Genomic DNA, 15,786 nt, shown 5'->3' on the forward strand with positions numbered 1-15,786 from the left:
TCGAAATGCGCGCGATGCTGATGCCCAACTTGGAGCGCGTGGAGCTCGACGGCCCTGCCGCTTCCGTAGGGCAGCGCCACGAGGCTGTGGTGACGGCTTTCCCGAACGCTACCGAAGCCGGGGTGGAAATCCTGCGCGCCGGCGGAAACGCGATCGACGCCGCTGTGGCCGCCGCCTGGGCGCTTTGCGTGTGCGAACCCAGTGCATCGGGTCTGGGCGGGCAGACCGTGTTGCTCGTCCGTTTTGCGGATGATCGAATTCGGATCATCGACGGACATTCCCGTGCGCCCGCAGCCGCTTCGCTCGACACGATCAAAGCGGGCCAGCAGCGGCGCGGGTATCGCTCCTGCACGATTCCATCGACTCCCGCGACGCTGGACTGGGCGCACAGGAAATACGGCGTGCTCAGCCGCGAAACTGTGATGGCGCCAGCGATCCGCATTGCGGAAGAAGGCTATCCGATCACGCCATTGCAGCACCGACAAGCCCGATGGGTGGCCGATGATCTGCGAGCATCGCCGGCCGGTGAGCTGTTTCTCCAAGACGGTCTGCCACCGGAAATCGGCCACATGTTTCGACAACCGGAGCTCGCGGGCACGCTTCGCCGGTTGGCCGATTTCGGCACCGAGGACTTCTATCACGGCGGAATTGCCCGGCAGATCGCAGCCGATATGCGAGCGGCCGGCGGTCTCATCACCGAAGAAGATCTAGCAAGCTGCGGTCCGCCCGCACAGGTGGAGCCGGTTTCGACGTCCTATCGCGGCCATCGGATTCTCAGCATCCCGCCGCCTAGCGGCGGACTGCAACTCTTGTTTGCACTTAACATCATCGCGCAGATATCAGCGACAAACTCGGAGTCATCCGACGATAGCTGGCACGAAGCGATCGCGCTCGCGTCATCCGCCGTCTTTCGCGAGCGGGAGCTCCGCCCGTTGCTGCCCGATGATCTCATTCCGCAATCGCGTCAAGGGCGGTTGAGCGAAGATTACGCGCGGCAAGTCGCAGATAGCATCCTGGCGCCGCAAAGTACCAAAGAGCTCGCGACCGACAGTGCCGAAGAACCGGGCGATACGACCCATCTTTCGGTCTGCGATCGAGATGGCATCATTGTAGTGCTGACACAGTCTATCCAATCGGTGTTCGGCGCCAAGGTGGCACACCGGGATCTGGGTTTCCTCTACAACAATTATCTGTGCACGTGTCCCCGCCTTTCTCACCCCTATGAGCTCGGACCAGGTTGTCGACCGCGCTCGAACATGGCCCCAACGCTGGTGTTACAGGGCGCCACCGGCCGCCCGCTCCTGGCACTGGGCGCCGCCGGCAGTCGACGGATCATTTCGGCAATTCTCCATGTCCTAAGTGGAGTCATCGACTTGGGCTTGGATATCACGGACGCTGTGGCGGCGCCTCGCGTACATGGACTGGTCGGTCGCAAAGTCTGGATCGAGCGGCCGGCAGCCAGCAATGCCCTGTTGGCAAGATTGCGCGCCCGTAACCGCATCCCAATCGTCAAATCACGACTCAATTTTGCGATGGGTTCGGTCAACGCGCTCCAACTCATGACTGACGGAAGCGCGAAAGGCGCTGCCGATCCCCGGCGTGATGGCCTGGTGGAGGTGCTCTCTTGAGTGAAACGTGCAGAAATAAGAATGCCTCGGCGGACGCCGCGCCAAAGACCGATTGGTTGCTCGTGGGCCTCTTTGTCCTGCCGCTCGGCGTAGCGCTCGCCAAACTGCCGATGCTATCGACTTCGTCCATCAGTGCGAGTTTTGTTTCGCTCACAGAGTTACCGGCCCAGTTCCACAAGTCAGCCGAGAGCGTGGTGTTCGTCTCCTTGGGAGCTGTCTTCGTCGTACTCTTTCGCCTCACTCTTGGCGTCAGGGTGCTGGGGCTTCTTCGGCCGATCTTGTTGGCGATGGCTTTCGATACCGTCAGCATCCCGATCAGCCTTGCCTTCCTGCTGTTCGTACTCCTCGTCGTTGTCGCCTTGCGGCCGCTGCTCAAGACAGACCACAGTTACGCGCGAGTGGCTGTGCTGTTGAGCTTGGCGGCAGCGCTGCTGTTTGCGCCTTTGACCGCGGGGGAATGGTGGCATATCGCCTGGCTTCGTGAGATTGCGTTCTTTCCGGTTATCGCCTTGTGTTTGACCTGCGAAAGCTTCGCAAAAGTGCTCGACCAAAATGGAGTCCGTGAAGCGATCTGGCGCGCCTTCACGACGGTGTTGGCCGCCCTCATCATCGTGGCTCTATCGAGTTTGCCAGGCACGTTGGAACTCTTCCTGCGATTCCCGGAACTGCTGTTGGTGCAGGCCGGGTGCATTTTGCTAATCAACAAGTATCTCGATTTCCGCTTGTTGGAAGGAGTGAACCCGCTCGTCGCCTGGCCTTGGGGCGCGGGCACTCCAGGCGAGCCGTCCCTCTCGATCTGCCAAATCCAGGCGAATGAACGTGAAAGCCGGCAACATACAGGGAGCAGCTCATGCGGGTAGCCGTCGTGTGGAACGATGATCATAGGGGCGTGATCAACCACTTCGGTCAACCTTGCCCGGAGAAATACGGCCGCAAGACGGTCGAAAGCGTGGTGGCGGCACTGCAAGAGGGTAACCACGACACGCTGCTGTGCGAAGGTGATAAAGGACTGCTCGCGACGCTTGAGCGGTTCATGCCACCCGATTCGCAAGCCCGCCCTTCAGGGATCGTTTTCAACATGGCGTACGGAATTCAGGGCGAGTGCCGCTACACGCACGTTCCGGCCATGCTCGAGATGGCTGGCGTTCCGTACACCGGCTCCAGCCCGCTCGGGCACGCACTGGCGCTCGACAAGGCCATTACCAAACAGCTCATCCGCGATTGCGGCGTGCCGACGCCGAACTTTCGTGTGATGCGTAGGGGCACCGAGAGTACCGGCGATCTGTGCTTCCCGTTGGTAGTAAAGCCGCGTCATGAATCCACGAGCTTCGGATTGCAGCTCGTATATGAGCCCGCCCAGTTGAGACAGGCCGTAGAAGTGATCGTCACGCAATATGCGCAGGATGCACTCGTAGAAGAATACATCGAAGGGCGGGAGATCTGCGTTGCCCTGCTGGGAAACGGAGAGCTTGAGGCGTTGCCTCTGGTGGAGCAGGACTTCGGCGAGCGCGAGACGCGTCTTATCACTTGGGAAGACAAGATGCACATGGCGGTCGTGGAGCCCCAGAAGATTTGCCCGGCGCAGGTCGGGAGCAATCTCGCGACAATACTGCGGGATATTTCGGTTGCGACCTTCCGCGCCTGCCGCTGCCGGGATTACGCCCGCGTCGACATCCGGATCGACCGCTCCGGGCACCCCTTTGTCCTGGAGATCAACTCGATGGCCGCACTCGGTATCGGCGCGTCTTATGTCCTGGCCGCGAAAGCCGCCGGGTACACCTTCTCGAGTTTGGTCAACGGTATCCTCGACGTCGCCCACGCGCGGTATTTCGGAACTGGCATTTCCCAGGCCGAACAACCGTCAAATCGCGAGCGGATTTATTATGCCGCTGGGTAGTGTGTTGAGAGCTGTCACTTTTTGTCGATCGTATGGTTCGGCGGAGCAACAATAGCGATGTTTGCACAGGCAAATGGAGGGCGGTTTTCCTGCCGGACTCGAAACTGATGATGCAGACGATCGCTGAAGCTGTGCGCTCGGGTTGTTGGTGCCGGCACTTCCGGAGGGATGGGCGGAAACGGCTTGCGTGCGCGAAAGGACCTGGCGGGAAATGCGGCGACATATGCAGACCGCGATAACGACCGGTACCGACTGCCTCGTTATCTTAGCTTTACAGTTGGTGCGCCGGGAGACTGGCAAGGTGCATGGCTCGGATGTTTCAGGAGTCGTCATCTTTCGCAAGACGCTGCGACGAGATCAGCTCCTCAAATTCTTCGCTAGCCGCCCGTGAAGAATTCGGAAGCGATTGATACGTCGCGATGATTTAACCTGAGCAAGTATTCGATTTTGCAAGAAAGCCGGGGGGAGGGTCGGTTTCTTGCGTTTTGGGATACCGGATTTTGGTGGATCGTGATTCCTTTGACGGCAAGATTCGCTGTTGGAGAACGGGCCGTGAGTCAGCCGCGCGACGATCGCCAGGACGACCTATTTCGGGCTTCTCTGGATGCGATCATCAACCTTCGTCATCCGCTGGTGCGGCTTGCGGCGGAGATTGATTGGGATTTTCTGGCGAAGCGCTTCAGCTCGGTGTGTCGCACCGGGCCGGGCCAGCCGCCGCTGCCAACGAGGCTCGTGGCCGGGCTGTTCATCCTCAAACATATGCACAATCTGTCTGACGAAGCGCTGTGCGGGCGGTGCTTGGAATGGATGCCGTCGGCCCAGATGTAGATGTAGCGCTTCGCCGACAGATCGCGCTTCTGCCACGCGGCGTGCTCGTCAATCCGACGTCCTGCAGCCGGCCGATCGCGGATGCCGACAACCCGCCAGCATCGTTGCCGAGCAGCGCCGGCAGCGCCTCGGAGAAGTCGCCGGTCGAGATCCCTTTCAGGTAAAGGATCGGCAGCAGTGTCTCGATCGACTTGGAGTGGCGCATGTTGGCCGCAGCATCGACGGAGAGAACCGGCGCCCAGGTAGCGGCCGCCTCGCGAGCGCGTACACGCGGCCGGCGGACGGCGACCGGACCGATGCCGGCCATCACCTCGCGCTCCGGCAGGTGACCGTGGCGCGCGATGCGCTGGTGGCCGTCCGCGGTCTTCAAATCGGCATGCTGGCCGAGAAAGTCTGCGACTTTGGCCTCGACCGCCTTGGCGAGAAGGCACGTGCCCCGTTGCGCAAGACTTCTGTGAGTTGATCGTCAACGATTCCTGGCTGAATCGGCTGGATGACGTTATCGTTGGACACGGCATATCGCTCCTTCGGTGGAGAAGTGGAGGCGTCAAGCCCCCCCACGGGGTGCCGCCTTTGCGATTCCGCCGTCACCAACTTTCAGCGATAGCTCTCTTGCGCTTCCCGCGCACCGGCCGGTTCAATTCCAGAGGTGGCGCTACCTCACACCGATCTCATCCACCGCGTCCGCCAGCGTCCTCAGAAACGATTGGTGCCAATCATTTTCATCAGACAGCAGCCAAGCCGGTAGGCTGGCTACGTAGCGGCTCAGGGCGATTACGCCCGCAAGCGTAGTAGGCTTGGAGTGGATGAGCACGTCTGCATACTCCTCGAGAGCCAACCCTCTTTCCTCGCTGATCGCGTCGGCGGCATCAAACTCGGGACCTGCGACAAGTTTCGAGGATACCGATGCCGCGGCGGCGTGCTGCGCGGAAAGCTCGCGGTGACGCTCAATCACATCAAAAATCGTATCTAATTCAGTCGCCATGGCGCATTTGCCCCAGGCCACATCAGATCGGCACCAACCAATCTTGGTAGGTGCTTCCAGTCGTTCTCAGCGATACTGTCTGGTAGCGCCCTTGGAATTGAGCCTCTCGGGGAGGTGGTCGGTCTCGCTAATCCAAGGGCGAAGGCTGGCCACCGAAGTTTGCAGCGCGTGGTGGGGACAGCGCTTCCGGAGCCGTGAGCGCCGAGTCACCGCCGCCAACTTCACTGGCAGCGTGGGCGCGGCAGGAACAGCGGCGGGTTTTCACTCTCCACGGCGTCGAGTCATGTCCGCGTGCCTCCAAGTCCGCGTGTGCGCCGCAGAGTGGAGCAACCATGATGCCCACATTTATTGCCTCGTACGATCTAAAAGAGGCTAGGCCAGACCCGCACGAACACTTTCTTACAAATGCGATCGAGTACGGCTGGTTTCCCTGGATTCTGGACCATGACGACACTCTATTTACTCTTCCGAACACCACCTTGGAGGGTTCGTTTGTCGACCAAACGCAAGCGGTCGCAGCACTCAACGCAGCAAGGATAGAGACGGAAAAAGAGCTTGGGATCACGGTCATGATGGAAAAATGGATCGTTTCCCTCGGATGCGTTTTCGTTCTGCGAGGATCGCCTCGGCCCTGCCGAAGTAGGCATCGGCTGCTGTGAGGTTGTCGATGCTCTCATGATAACGGACGTGATTGTAGTGTTCGACGAAGGCCCGTACCTGACGTTCGAGATCACCGGGCAGGTAGTAGTTGTCGAGCAGGATGCGGTTCTTCTGCCGCGCGGCGAACAGGATGGAAGTGGAGCGTCGACCATGATGAGAGGGCTACGCCGGGCTCGTGACGCAGGGAGGGCGTAGCCCGACCGGAGTTACGAGCCCGGCGTCGGCGCGATCCACAGCGGACCGCGCCGACTGGTGATCGCGGCCGGCTGGTTATGCAAGTGGTTCTTCCGCCAAGAGGAATCACTCGCGTGCCAGGCCGACACATTACCGATCACCAAATGAGGCTCTACATGAAGTACCGTCAGACCGATAGCCCACCCGTGGCCGCCGCCAAGGCTTCGTTCAGCACCTCGACCGCTTACCGGATCGAGAAGGATCGACGCCTTCCGTCGCAGAAGAAGGCTCCCCGCGGCCGTCGCCGGCCAGATCCCTTGGCCCGCGTATTTGAGACAGAGATCGCGCCGATGCTGAAGGCCGCCCCCGGTGTGCGGCCGGTCACGATCTTCGAGGAGTTGCTCCGACGCCATCCCGAGCTCGGCGCCGGCATCCGTCGCACGCTGGAGCGCCGGATCCGGGCCTGGCGGGCGATCCACGGCGAGGAGCAGGAGGTCATCTTCCGCCAGACCCACGAACCCGGTCAGCGCGGCCTGTCCGACTTCACCGACATGGGCGAATTGGGTGTCACGATCGCGGGCGTACCGCTCGACCATCGTCTCTATCACTTCCGGCTGGCCTATTCCGGGTTTGAGCACGCCCATGTCGTGCTCGGCGGTGAGAGCTTCGTCGCTCTGGCCGAAGGCCTGCAGAATGCCTTGTGGTCACTCGGTGGGGCGCCACGGGAGCATCGCACCGACAGCCTGTCGGCCGCCTTTTGCAATCTCGACCGCGACGCCAAAGACGATCTGACGCGGCGATACGAAGACCTCTGTGCCCATTACGGCATGCGGCCTTCCCGCAACAATCGTGGCATCGCCCACGAGAACGGGGCGATCGAGAGTTCGCATGGTCATCTCAAGCGAGCGATCGGCGACGCGCTGTTGCTGCGTGGCACCGCCGACTTCGACGATCTAGCTGCCTATCGTGGCTTCATCGATGAGATCGCCAGCCGCCGCAATGCCCGCAACGCCAAGCGGATCGACAGTGAACGTAGCGCACTTCAGGATCTGCCGGACCGCCGCACGTCGGACTATGAAGAGGTGATCGTCCACGTGACGTCGTCCGGCGGCTTCACCTTGCGCAAGGTGTTCTACACGGTGCCGTCGCGCTTGATCGGCCATCGGCTGCGGGTGCGCCTGTATGACGATCACCTCGACGTGTTTGTCGGCGGCACGCATCTCCTCACCTTGCCGCGCGGGCGGCCGCATCCCAATGGCAAGCACGATCAGGTCGTCGATTATCGGCACGTGATCCATTCCTTGCGGCGCAAGCCGATGGCGCTCCTCAACCTGGTCTACCGCGACCAGCTGTTCCCCCGGGAAGCTTACCGCCGAGCCTTCGACGTCTTGCGCAAACGCTTACCGGACAAGAAGGCCTGCCGGATCATGGTCGATCTCCTCGCACTCGCCCATGAGCGCGGTTGCGAGGCCGAACTCGCCAATCAGCTCACGGCTGACCTGAACGACGGCCGGCTGCCCGACCTCAACCGGCTACGTACTCACTTCGCCCCGGATCCCGCCCAGGTGCCGAACGTCGTGGTACGCCTCGCACCGCTCGCCACCTATGAATGCCTCATCGGTACCGCCGAGATCGGAGGCGCCGCATGAGCACAACCAACGTAGTCGACACCGCGCGCCTCAATCTGTTGCTCAACGAGCTGCGGCTGCCCGCCATCAAGGCGCTGTGGCCGCAATTTGCCGAGCAATCCGATAAAGAAGGCTGGCCGGCGGCGCGCTTCCTCGCCACCATTGCCGAGCACGAGATCGCTGAGCGCGGCCGCCGCCGCATCGAGCGCCATCTCGTCGAGGCGCGGCTGCCTACCGGAAAGACCTTTGACAGCTTCGACTTCGAGGCCGTGCCGATGATCTCCAAGGCGCAAATGACCGCACTCGCCGCCGGCGACGGCTGGCTCGGCAAGGGCGCCAATCTGCTGCTGTTTGGTCCGCCCGGTGGAGGCAAGAGCCACTTGGCGGCAGCAATCGGCTTGGCCCTCATCGAGAACGGATGGCGCGTCCTGTTCACCCGCACCACCGATCTCGTGCAGAAGCTCCAGGTGGCTCGCCGCGAGCTCAACCTCGAGGGCGCCATCAACCGCCTCGATCGCTTCGATCTCGTCATCTTGGACGATCTTGCCTATGTCACCAAGGACCAGGCCGAGACCAGTGTGCTGTTCGAGCTCATCAGCGCACGCTACGAGCGACGCTCTTTGCTGATCACCGCCAATCAGCCCTTTGGAGAATGGAACAAGGTCTTTCCGGACCCAGCTATGACCCTCGCGGCGATCGATCGCCTTGTTCACCACGCCACCATCGTCGAGATGAACGTCGAGAGCTATCGCAGGCGGACTGCCCTCGAGCGAAAGCGTGGTCCAGGGCGGCCACCGGAGCACGCGACACAAAAAACGCTCGCTTGATTGACGCTCCGCGACAATCAAAGCAAACAAAACTCTTGCGCGCGACAATCATCGCGGCGATCATCATCGCGCCGCGACACTGACTCGCCATCCTGATCGCCGCGCTCTTCCGACCCAGATCGTCGCGCTATAGTTCTTCAGCGTCTGATGCCAGCGCTCGATCTTTCCGCTCGATCTTTCCCTGGGTCATGGTACGGAGCGCCGCGCACATGCTGCATGCCCTTCTGGTCGAGCCACTTGGCCAGATCGTCCGCCACGTAACTCGAACCATTGTCGCTGAGAAGCCTTGGCCGGTGCGCGACGGCGATGTGGTCAAGGCCGGATACAGCGAGTGCCTGGTCGAGGGTGGCTGTGACGTCGGAAGCGCACATGGTGGGACCAAGCCTCCAGGCCACGATGTAGCGCGAGAAGTCGTCAAGCACGGTCGAGAGATAGTACCACCCCCATCCGGTGATCTTGAGGTAGGTGAAGTCGGTCTGCCAGAGCTGACTGACGGCCGTCGTCTTGTCCTTGAACTCGTTCGCGGCCTTGATCACCACATAGGCCGGGCTGGTGATGAGGTCATGCGCCAGAGCTGGCCCCGGTTGTTTGGACAGCGCCCCGCTGGATTTAAGTGGATTCCTGCCGGGTTATGCTGAACGCGAGGCTTTACGGTTTTGTCGTTGCGTCGGGAGGGCGTAGCCCGACCAGAGCGACGACAAAACCGTCGGCGACGGTCATGCGGCCATCACCATAGCTTGCGTGCCGAAGTAAGCCTCGTCGGGCGTGCGCCCGTCAAGGCTCGAGTGAGGGCGTCCCTGATTGTAGAAGGCCAGATACTTGGCAATTGACGCTCGCGCCTCGGACACGCTGTCGTAGGCGCGGAGATAAACTTCTTCGTATTTGACCGTGCGCCAGAGCCGCTCGACAAACACGTTGTCGCGCCAGGCGCCCTTGCCGTCCATGCTGATGGCGATCTTCGCGTCCAGCTGCGGATTTCACGGATCGTGAGCATCGATTTCGCGCGATCGTGAGCACTGAATTCAGACGATCGTGAGCAGCCCGCTACGGCCGATGGGAGATAGAGTCAGTGTTCTGGTTGGCCGTCAAGGGTGATGGTTTTGGCGCTGCGTTTTCGCATGCTTTCTCCGGTGAGCTGGAGGCGGTGGGCGTTGTGGACGAGGCGATCGAGAATGGCGTCGGCGACCGTGGGGTCCCCAATGGCTCCATGCCAGGTGTCCACGGGGAGCTGACTTGTGACGATGGTGGATGCGCGGCCATGTCGGTCCTCGAGGATTTCGAGCAGATCGCGGCGTTCCGCGGCGGTGAGCACCGATAGTCCCCAATCATCCAAAATCAGAAGCTGAGCGCGGCCGAGGCTTTTGAGGAGCCGGGCGTAGCGTCCGTCTCCGCGCGCGAGCGCGAGCGCCTCGAACAGCCTTGGAACGCGATGATAGAGGACTGATCGGTTGTCGCGGCAGGCCTTGTGGCCGAGCGCGCAGGCTAACCAACTTTTGCCCAGGCCGGTTGCCCCGGTGACGAGCAAATTCTCGTGGCGATCGATCCAGCGACCTTCGACGAGTTTGGCGAAAACGGCGCGGTCGATGCCCCGCGGGGTGCGCAGATCGACGTCCTCGACGCAAGCAGTCTGGCGCAGTGCGGCGATCTTGAGGCGCGTGGTGAGCCGCCTGGTGTCGCGTTCGGCGGCTTCGCGGTCGACCAACAGGCCGATGCGATCTTCGAACGGCAGGGCTTCGAGATCGGGCGATCGGCGCTGCTCCTCGAAGGCCTTGGCCATTCCGGTCAGGCCAAGCTCGATCAGCCGTTCGTGGGTTGGGTGGTTAAGCATGCCGGGTCTCTCCTTGCTTCAGTGGAAGTAGTCGCGTCCGCGGATGTTGCCGTGGCGCAGGGGCTGGTGCTCGAAAGATTCGTCGAAGAACGTGCGATCGAGGCCGTTCTGGAGGATCGATCTAATCGAGGCGACGGAGCGCGCCTTGATGAGGATGCCCCTCCGGCAGGCTGCGTCGAGGCGTTCGGCGCCGTAGCTTTTGACGAGCGCCAGAATGCCAAGGCAGGTTCGAAAGCCTTGTTCTGGATGGGGCCGGGCGTCGATCACGGCCTGGAAAAACGCTGCTGTCGAAGGACCGATCCGCTCGCCGGCGGCGATCACCGCGGCGGGGGTCCATTCGCCGTAGCGGCGATGGGCGCTGGGCATGTGGTCGGCGATGGTGGTGTGTCCGCGTCGGTTGGGCGCGCGGGCATGGCTGGCGATCCGCTGGCCCTTGTGGAAGATCTCGACCGTCCGATCGTCGATACGGGCATCGACCAGCTCGCCAATCAGACGATACGGCGCGGAGTACCAATGGCCGTCGACCTCGACATGATAATCGGGAGCGAGGCGGCAGCGCTTCCAGCGTGCGAAGGCATAAGGCTGATCTGGCAGCGGGGTTAGCTTGGGTTTGTCGAGTTCGGCAAACAGTTCGGCGCGGCTTGAGCCGAAGCCACGCATTTGACGAGCATTGAGTTCGTCGACGAGTGTCTTGATGGCGGCGTTGAGCTCGGCCCGGGAAAAGAAGCGCTGATTGCGCAGCCGGGCCAGAATCCAGCGCTGGGCGATTTGCACCGCGACCTCGACCTTCGCCTTGTCTTTTGGGCGCCGCGGCCGTGCGGCGAGAATGGCCGTGCCGTAATGGCTCGCCATCTCGGCATAAGTGCGATTGAGGCCGGGATCGTAGCGGTCGGGGTTGCTGACGGCGGCTTTGAGGTTGTCGCAGACCACGAACGTCGGCGTTCCGCTCAAAAACGTGAACAAGTTGACGTGGGCCCGGATCCAGTCGGCCAAGCTCTCGCTGGGGCAGGCCTCGGCGTAGGTGTAGTTCGAAGCGCCCATCGCCGCGACGAACAGCTTCATCGGCTGCACTTCCCCGGTCAGGGGATCGACGATGTCGATGGTGTCGCCGGCGAAATCCACGAACACCTTCTCGCCGCCCAGATGAATCTGCCGCATCGAAGGTCGGACCCGCCCCTTCCAGGCCTCGTAGGTAGTGCAGAACCACGTGTACCCGAAACCGTCGGGATTAACGGCGCGATACTCCTCCCAGAGCAGGCGACGGGTTACGTTGCGCCGGCGGAGCTCTTTATCGATGTAGCTCCAGTCGGGCACCGGCCGCTGCGGGCTCTGAGACGCTGGTCGTGGGGCCGGGAAAAGCAAAAGCTCCAGGTCTTCATCGGTCATTCCCTCCGGAAGCGGCCAGCTCAACCCAGCAGAGCGGGCGCGGCTCAGGTAGCTGTGCACAACGCCGTTGCTGACGCCCACGCTCCGCGCGATGGCCCGCTCTGGCAGGCCTTGAAAATGTTCTAACCGAAGGACTTCCTTGATCCGGCGCATCGACAATCTCTGGGTAGGCATTGGGCTTCCTCGTTAACCACGAGGTCATCCCTAAGCCGGTTGAGTTGTCGGCCGAAGCGCTGCAAGGCTCCGAAAGCCTTGCTCACGATCCCGCGAAATCGTTGCTCACGATCGTCTGAAATCTCTGCTCACGATCCCCTGAAATCCGCGCTCACGATCCCGCGAAACGCGCACGTCCAGCAGCACATCGGTGAACTCGAGGCTGGTGAACTGGCTGCCCTGATCCGTGTTGAAAATCTCGGGCCTGCCGTGCTTCGCCAGCGCCTCCTGGACCGCTTCGACGCAGAAGGCCGCCTCCATTGTGATCGAGACGCGATGGGCCAGGACCCGTCGGCTGAACACATCGACGACCGCCGCGAGATAGACGAAGCCACCCGCATCGGAATGTAGGTGATGTCCATTGCCCACGCATGGTCGGGCCGCTCGATCTTCAATCCGCGCAACAGGTACGGGTAGATCTTGTGACCCGGAGCCGGCTTGCTCGTGTTCGGGCGACGATAGACCGCCTCGATCCCCATGCGCTTCATCAGCGTCGCGATGTGGCGGCGACCGGCGTATACGCCCTCCCGCCGCAGCAACGATCGCAGCATACGCGCTCCCGCGAAGGGATAATCGAGATGCAGCTCATCGAGCCGACGCATCAAGGCAAGGTCCTCGGCCGAAACTGGCCGAGGTTCATAGTAGACCGTGCTGCGAGCCAGCTTCAGGACCTTCGCCTGGCGCACGATAGAAAGATCATGACCGCGGTCGATCATCGCTTTGCGCTCAGCAGGCCCGCCTTGGTGAGCGCGCCGGACAAAAAATCGTTTTCCAACGCCAGCTCGCCGATCTTGGCATGTAACGCCTTCAAATCGACCGGCGTCTCGGCCGATGTCTTGTCATGCCCAAACACGCCGGCGGCGCCTTCCAGGAGCTGGTTTTTCCAGATCGTGATCTGGTTCGGATGAACATCAAACAGTTGCGCCAGCTCCGCCAGTGTCTTGTCGCCTTTGACCGCAGCCAAAGCAACCTTCGCCTTGAATGCCGGAGAATGCGTCCGGCGGCTCTTCTTCGTCATCTTCGCTCCTGATTCGCAGCAAGAATCCTCGCCGCTGTCAGGCAGAAAATCCACTCAAGCTACTGTCCGAATTTGCGGGGCCAGCTCTGCCTTCAGCAGCCGGTAGACCGAGGCCTCGGATACAAAGTACTTTCGTTCGTCGGTGAACCGCACGGCCAGCTCGCGTGGCGACAGCTCAGGCAACTCCAACGCCAGGTCGATGATCTGACCCCGCACATCGTCGGGGATGCGATTCCAGACCCGGTCTGGTCGAGACCGGTGATCGGCCAGCGCTTCAACGCCTCCCTCGCGGTAGCGATCATACCAGCGATAGAATGTGGCGCGCGGGATACCGAGCTTGTCCAGCGTGCGCTTGGCGGGAAGATGCGATTGCTCGACCTGCTGGATGATCTCGGCCTTCTCAGAGGCGGGATACCTCATGCCTCGTCCTCCCCCTCTCTCACCCGACAGGTGAATGCGGAGCATTCACCTATAGAGCCCGTTCATGCTATTTTTGAGCAGACGGTTCTCCAGGGTCAGATCGGCTACGGCCTCCTTCAGGGCAACAGTCTCCCGGCGGAGATCCTTCACCTCGCCGGAGGTCGCAGCTCGTGCCGTGTCGCCCGCCAGGCGGCGCTTGCCGGCCTCGAGGAACTCCTTGGACCAGCCGTAATACATCGAGGCGGCAATGCCCTCGCGGCGACAGAGCTCGGAGATATTTTCCTCGCCGCGCAATCCTTCCAGCACAATGCGGATCTTCTCCTCCGACGAATAATGCCGGCGGGTTTGTCGCAGAATGTCTTTTAGAACTTGTTCTGCGGCACTTTGCCCGGTACGGATTTCTGCTTCATCTTCGCTCCTGGTGGCTACGATGAACCAGAAATCCTCCCTCCGCAAAATCCTTCAATTTGTCTCACAGGTCCTGACGGCGAACACCCTTCGACGATGAGGCGCGCGCCGTGAAGTTGGCCAACGACACCGAATTTGGGCCGATTTCCTACGTCTACACCGAGGACCTGAAGCGTGGTTTGCGCCTTTCCGGGCAAATGCAGAGCGGCATGGTCGCGCTGAACAGAGGACTTGCGTCCGATCGGGCGGCGCCCTTCGGTGGCAGCAAGGCAAGCGGCCTCGGTCGTGAAGGCTCGAACCGAAGGCATCAAGGAATACCTTGAAACCAAAGTACATTGCGGTCTCGCTCTAGCGCGCGATGGGTAGTCGTGTGCCGATCTTTGGACGAGCGGATCGAGCCCGACGACGTCATTGAAATGGATGTAAGCGGGATCGGTGTTGCGCTTGGTGGTGCTCGGCGAGAGCAGGATTGGTAGGTTACAGAATACAATGCTTTTCATAGAACGCGGCGGCCCCCGGGGGGTGATCGCCAAGAAATAAAAAAGATACCAACAAGTGGAGGAGGAGAAATGGGCGCGGTGAAGAAGGTTTTCATCGTAGGTGGCGGGATTGGCGGCTTGACGGTCGCCCATGCGCTTCAGCGGATAGGCGTATCTACCAGAGTCATTGAGATGGGAGATAAGCGTGACCGGATCGGCACCGGTATCACGCTGCTGGGGAATGCCTTGCGGGCACTTGCCGAATTGGGATTGGTGGATGCCTGCCTCGAAGGCGGCCTTGGTTGGGATACCGTGTCGGTACGCGATGGCGCGGGAACGATTCTGAGCGAACAGTCCTCACCAAGAATTTGGGACGCTGATCGTCCAGCCGCACTGGGACTCATGCGGCCACGTCTGGGACAGATTCTGGAAGACTTTGCGACGAAGAGCGGCGCGAAAATCGATTTCAACACAACGATCACCCGTATTGATCAGGACGATCGAGGGGTGACGGTTCAGCTATCGAACGGCGAGACAGATCGCGCCGATCTGCTGATCGCTGCGGATGGAGTCTATTCCAAGATCCGCCAGAGCATCTTCGGCGACGAGTTCAAGCCGCACTACGCCGGCCAAGGGGTATGGCGTTATACGGTTTCTCGCACCGAGGCGATGAATGGCTTCGTCCTGTACCGCCTTCCGACGGGCCGCGTAGTTGGCGCGCTGCCGCTATCGAAGGAATTGTGCTATCTATTCTTCCTGGAAAGCACGGACGAAAAGCTTCGTATTCCGCAAGATCGGGTGTGCGACTATCTCCGTAACCTGCTCGCCCCCTTTACGGCGCCCGAACTGGTCGCGGCTGCCAAGGTGATCGGCGAAGACAAGCACATAAGCTACCGCCCATTTGATGTCTTGATGATGCCAGCCCCCTGGCACCGTGGCCGTGTCGTGCTGCTCGGCGATGCTGCCCATTCGTTGATGCCGCAAATGACATCCGGCGGCGGAATGGCGATCGAGGATGCGCTGGTTCTGGCCCAGGAACTGAATCGCAACGACGATCTGGAGACTGCGCTCAAGACCTATTGCCGACGCCGCGAAGAAAGAGTCGGGCGCGTATACGACATTGCATACGCCATTTGCCGGGAAGAGCGCAAACCGGAGCATGGCCGCGACTATTCGATGGGCCTTCTTCGTGAAGGCTACGCGTTTCTGGCTGCGCCCGTCTGATTAGAAGCAGGCGAAGTCACATGGGAATTTGACGGACGTCGCTACCGCGGTGGATCGGCCACATCCGTGGACTGAAGGTAAACTCTGTAGCATTTTGGCCGACAACAAGCATGTCACGACAGGGGAAATGCATGACAAGACAAGCAGGTTCGTTGCAGGGATGGATTTTGACCTCCGCCCATG

11 protein-coding genes and 7 pseudogenes are annotated in these 15,786 nt (G+C 61.2%); 9 read left to right on the top strand and 9 right to left on the bottom strand.

What is annotated here, in order from left to right; translation table 11 throughout:
* Window positions 1-5 precede the first annotated feature (5 nt).
* The 4 genes and pseudogenes from AB5K84_RS04860 to AB5K84_RS04875 all read left to right on the top strand — a co-directional run.
* Window positions 6-1,628, top strand: coding sequence for a gamma-glutamyltransferase family protein (locus AB5K84_RS04860; RefSeq protein ID WP_014498635.1), 1,623 nt, complete (start codon window positions 6-8; stop codon window positions 1,626-1,628).
* Window positions 1,625-2,488 (top strand): 7TM domain-containing protein, encoded by an 864-nt coding sequence (locus AB5K84_RS04865; RefSeq protein WP_014498636.1) that lies wholly within the window; start codon window positions 1,625-1,627, stop codon window positions 2,486-2,488. The genes AB5K84_RS04860 and AB5K84_RS04865 overlap by 4 nt, the downstream gene beginning before the upstream one ends.
* Window positions 2,479-3,525 (top strand): D-alanine--D-alanine ligase family protein, encoded by a 1,047-nt coding sequence (locus tag AB5K84_RS04870; RefSeq protein WP_011090946.1) that lies wholly within the window; start codon window positions 2,479-2,481, stop codon window positions 3,523-3,525. The genes AB5K84_RS04865 and AB5K84_RS04870 overlap by 10 nt, the downstream gene beginning before the upstream one ends.
* Before the next feature lie 552 nt (window positions 3,526-4,077).
* Window positions 4,078-4,329: pseudogene (locus AB5K84_RS04875) on the top strand (IS5/IS1182 family transposase); the annotation flags it as partial.
* Here the strand turns inward: AB5K84_RS04875 and AB5K84_RS04880 are convergent.
* Together AB5K84_RS04880 and AB5K84_RS04885 are read right to left on the bottom strand one after the other, a co-directional pair.
* Window positions 4,317-4,866 (bottom strand): annotated as a pseudogene (locus AB5K84_RS04880) (transposase); the annotation flags it as partial. The pseudogenes AB5K84_RS04875 and AB5K84_RS04880 overlap by 13 nt on opposite strands.
* Before the next feature lie 142 nt (window positions 4,867-5,008).
* A complete protein-coding gene (locus AB5K84_RS04885) occupies window positions 5,009-5,338 on the bottom strand; it encodes a hypothetical protein (protein WP_016848551.1) in 330 nt (109 codons plus the stop codon).
* 332 nt (window positions 5,339-5,670) lie between these two features.
* On the opposite strand from AB5K84_RS04885, the gene AB5K84_RS04890 reads away from it, so the two are divergent.
* On the top strand, window positions 5,671-5,997 hold the full coding sequence (locus tag AB5K84_RS04890; RefSeq protein WP_162130962.1) for a hypothetical protein: 327 nt from the start codon (window positions 5,671-5,673) through the stop codon (window positions 5,995-5,997).
* On the opposite strand, the pseudogene AB5K84_RS04895 reads toward AB5K84_RS04890, so the two are convergent.
* A pseudogene (locus AB5K84_RS04895) lies at window positions 5,906-6,109 on the bottom strand (IS3 family transposase); the annotation flags it as partial. The gene AB5K84_RS04890 and the pseudogene AB5K84_RS04895 overlap by 92 nt on opposite strands.
* Before the next feature lie 197 nt (window positions 6,110-6,306).
* On the opposite strand from AB5K84_RS04895, the gene istA (AB5K84_RS04900) reads away from it, so the two are divergent.
* Together istA (AB5K84_RS04900) and istB (AB5K84_RS04905) are read left to right on the top strand one after the other, a co-directional pair.
* Entirely contained in the window at window positions 6,307-7,821 is a 1,515-nt protein-coding gene (istA, locus tag AB5K84_RS04900) for an IS21-like element ISBj11 family transposase (RefSeq protein ID WP_038973741.1), read from the top strand.
* A complete protein-coding gene (gene istB / locus AB5K84_RS04905) occupies window positions 7,818-8,627 on the top strand; it encodes an IS21-like element ISBj11 family helper ATPase IstB (protein WP_018270204.1) in 810 nt (269 codons plus the stop codon). Before istA (AB5K84_RS04900) ends, istB (AB5K84_RS04905) begins: the two co-directional genes overlap by 4 nt.
* A 132-nt stretch (window positions 8,628-8,759) precedes the next feature.
* Here istB (AB5K84_RS04905) and AB5K84_RS04910 read toward each other — a convergent pair.
* The 6 genes and pseudogenes from AB5K84_RS04910 to AB5K84_RS04935 all read right to left on the bottom strand — a co-directional run.
* A pseudogene (locus AB5K84_RS04910) lies at window positions 8,760-9,196 on the bottom strand (transposase); the annotation flags it as partial.
* Window positions 9,197-9,343: 147 nt separating this feature from the next.
* A pseudogene (locus AB5K84_RS04915) lies at window positions 9,344-9,589 on the bottom strand (integrase core domain-containing protein); the annotation flags it as partial.
* Window positions 9,590-9,693: 104 nt separating this feature from the next.
* Window positions 9,694-10,455, bottom strand: a complete 762-nt coding sequence (gene istB, locus AB5K84_RS04920) for an IS21-like element ISFK1 family helper ATPase IstB (RefSeq protein ID WP_011090937.1) — start codon at window positions 10,453-10,455, stop codon at window positions 9,694-9,696.
* 18 nt (window positions 10,456-10,473) lie between these two features.
* Complete coding sequence (istA, locus tag AB5K84_RS04925; RefSeq protein ID WP_182869528.1) at window positions 10,474-12,015, bottom strand: IS21-like element ISFK1 family transposase; 1,542 nt, start codon at window positions 12,013-12,015, stop codon at window positions 10,474-10,476.
* A 156-nt stretch (window positions 12,016-12,171) separates the two neighbouring features.
* Window positions 12,172-13,072, bottom strand: a pseudogene (locus AB5K84_RS04930) (IS3 family transposase); the annotation flags it as partial.
* A gap of 84 nt (window positions 13,073-13,156) precedes the next feature.
* Window positions 13,157-13,902, bottom strand: a pseudogene (locus tag AB5K84_RS04935) (helix-turn-helix domain-containing protein); the annotation flags it as partial.
* A 108-nt stretch (window positions 13,903-14,010) separates the two neighbouring features.
* On the opposite strand from AB5K84_RS04935, the gene AB5K84_RS04940 reads away from it, so the two are divergent.
* Together AB5K84_RS04940 and AB5K84_RS04945 are read left to right on the top strand one after the other, a co-directional pair.
* On the top strand, window positions 14,011-14,223 hold the full coding sequence (locus AB5K84_RS04940; RefSeq protein ID WP_014498644.1) for an aldehyde dehydrogenase family protein: 213 nt from the start codon (window positions 14,011-14,013) through the stop codon (window positions 14,221-14,223).
* A 246-nt stretch (window positions 14,224-14,469) separates the two neighbouring features.
* Entirely contained in the window at window positions 14,470-15,603 is a 1,134-nt protein-coding gene (locus AB5K84_RS04945) for an FAD-dependent oxidoreductase (RefSeq protein ID WP_011090930.1), read from the top strand.
* Window positions 15,604-15,786: the final 183 nt, after the last annotated feature.

It is taken from the genome of Bradyrhizobium sp. 1200_D9_N1_1 (assembly GCF_052075915.1).
Classification (GTDB): Bacteria; Pseudomonadota; Alphaproteobacteria; order Rhizobiales; family Xanthobacteraceae; genus Bradyrhizobium; species Bradyrhizobium diazoefficiens.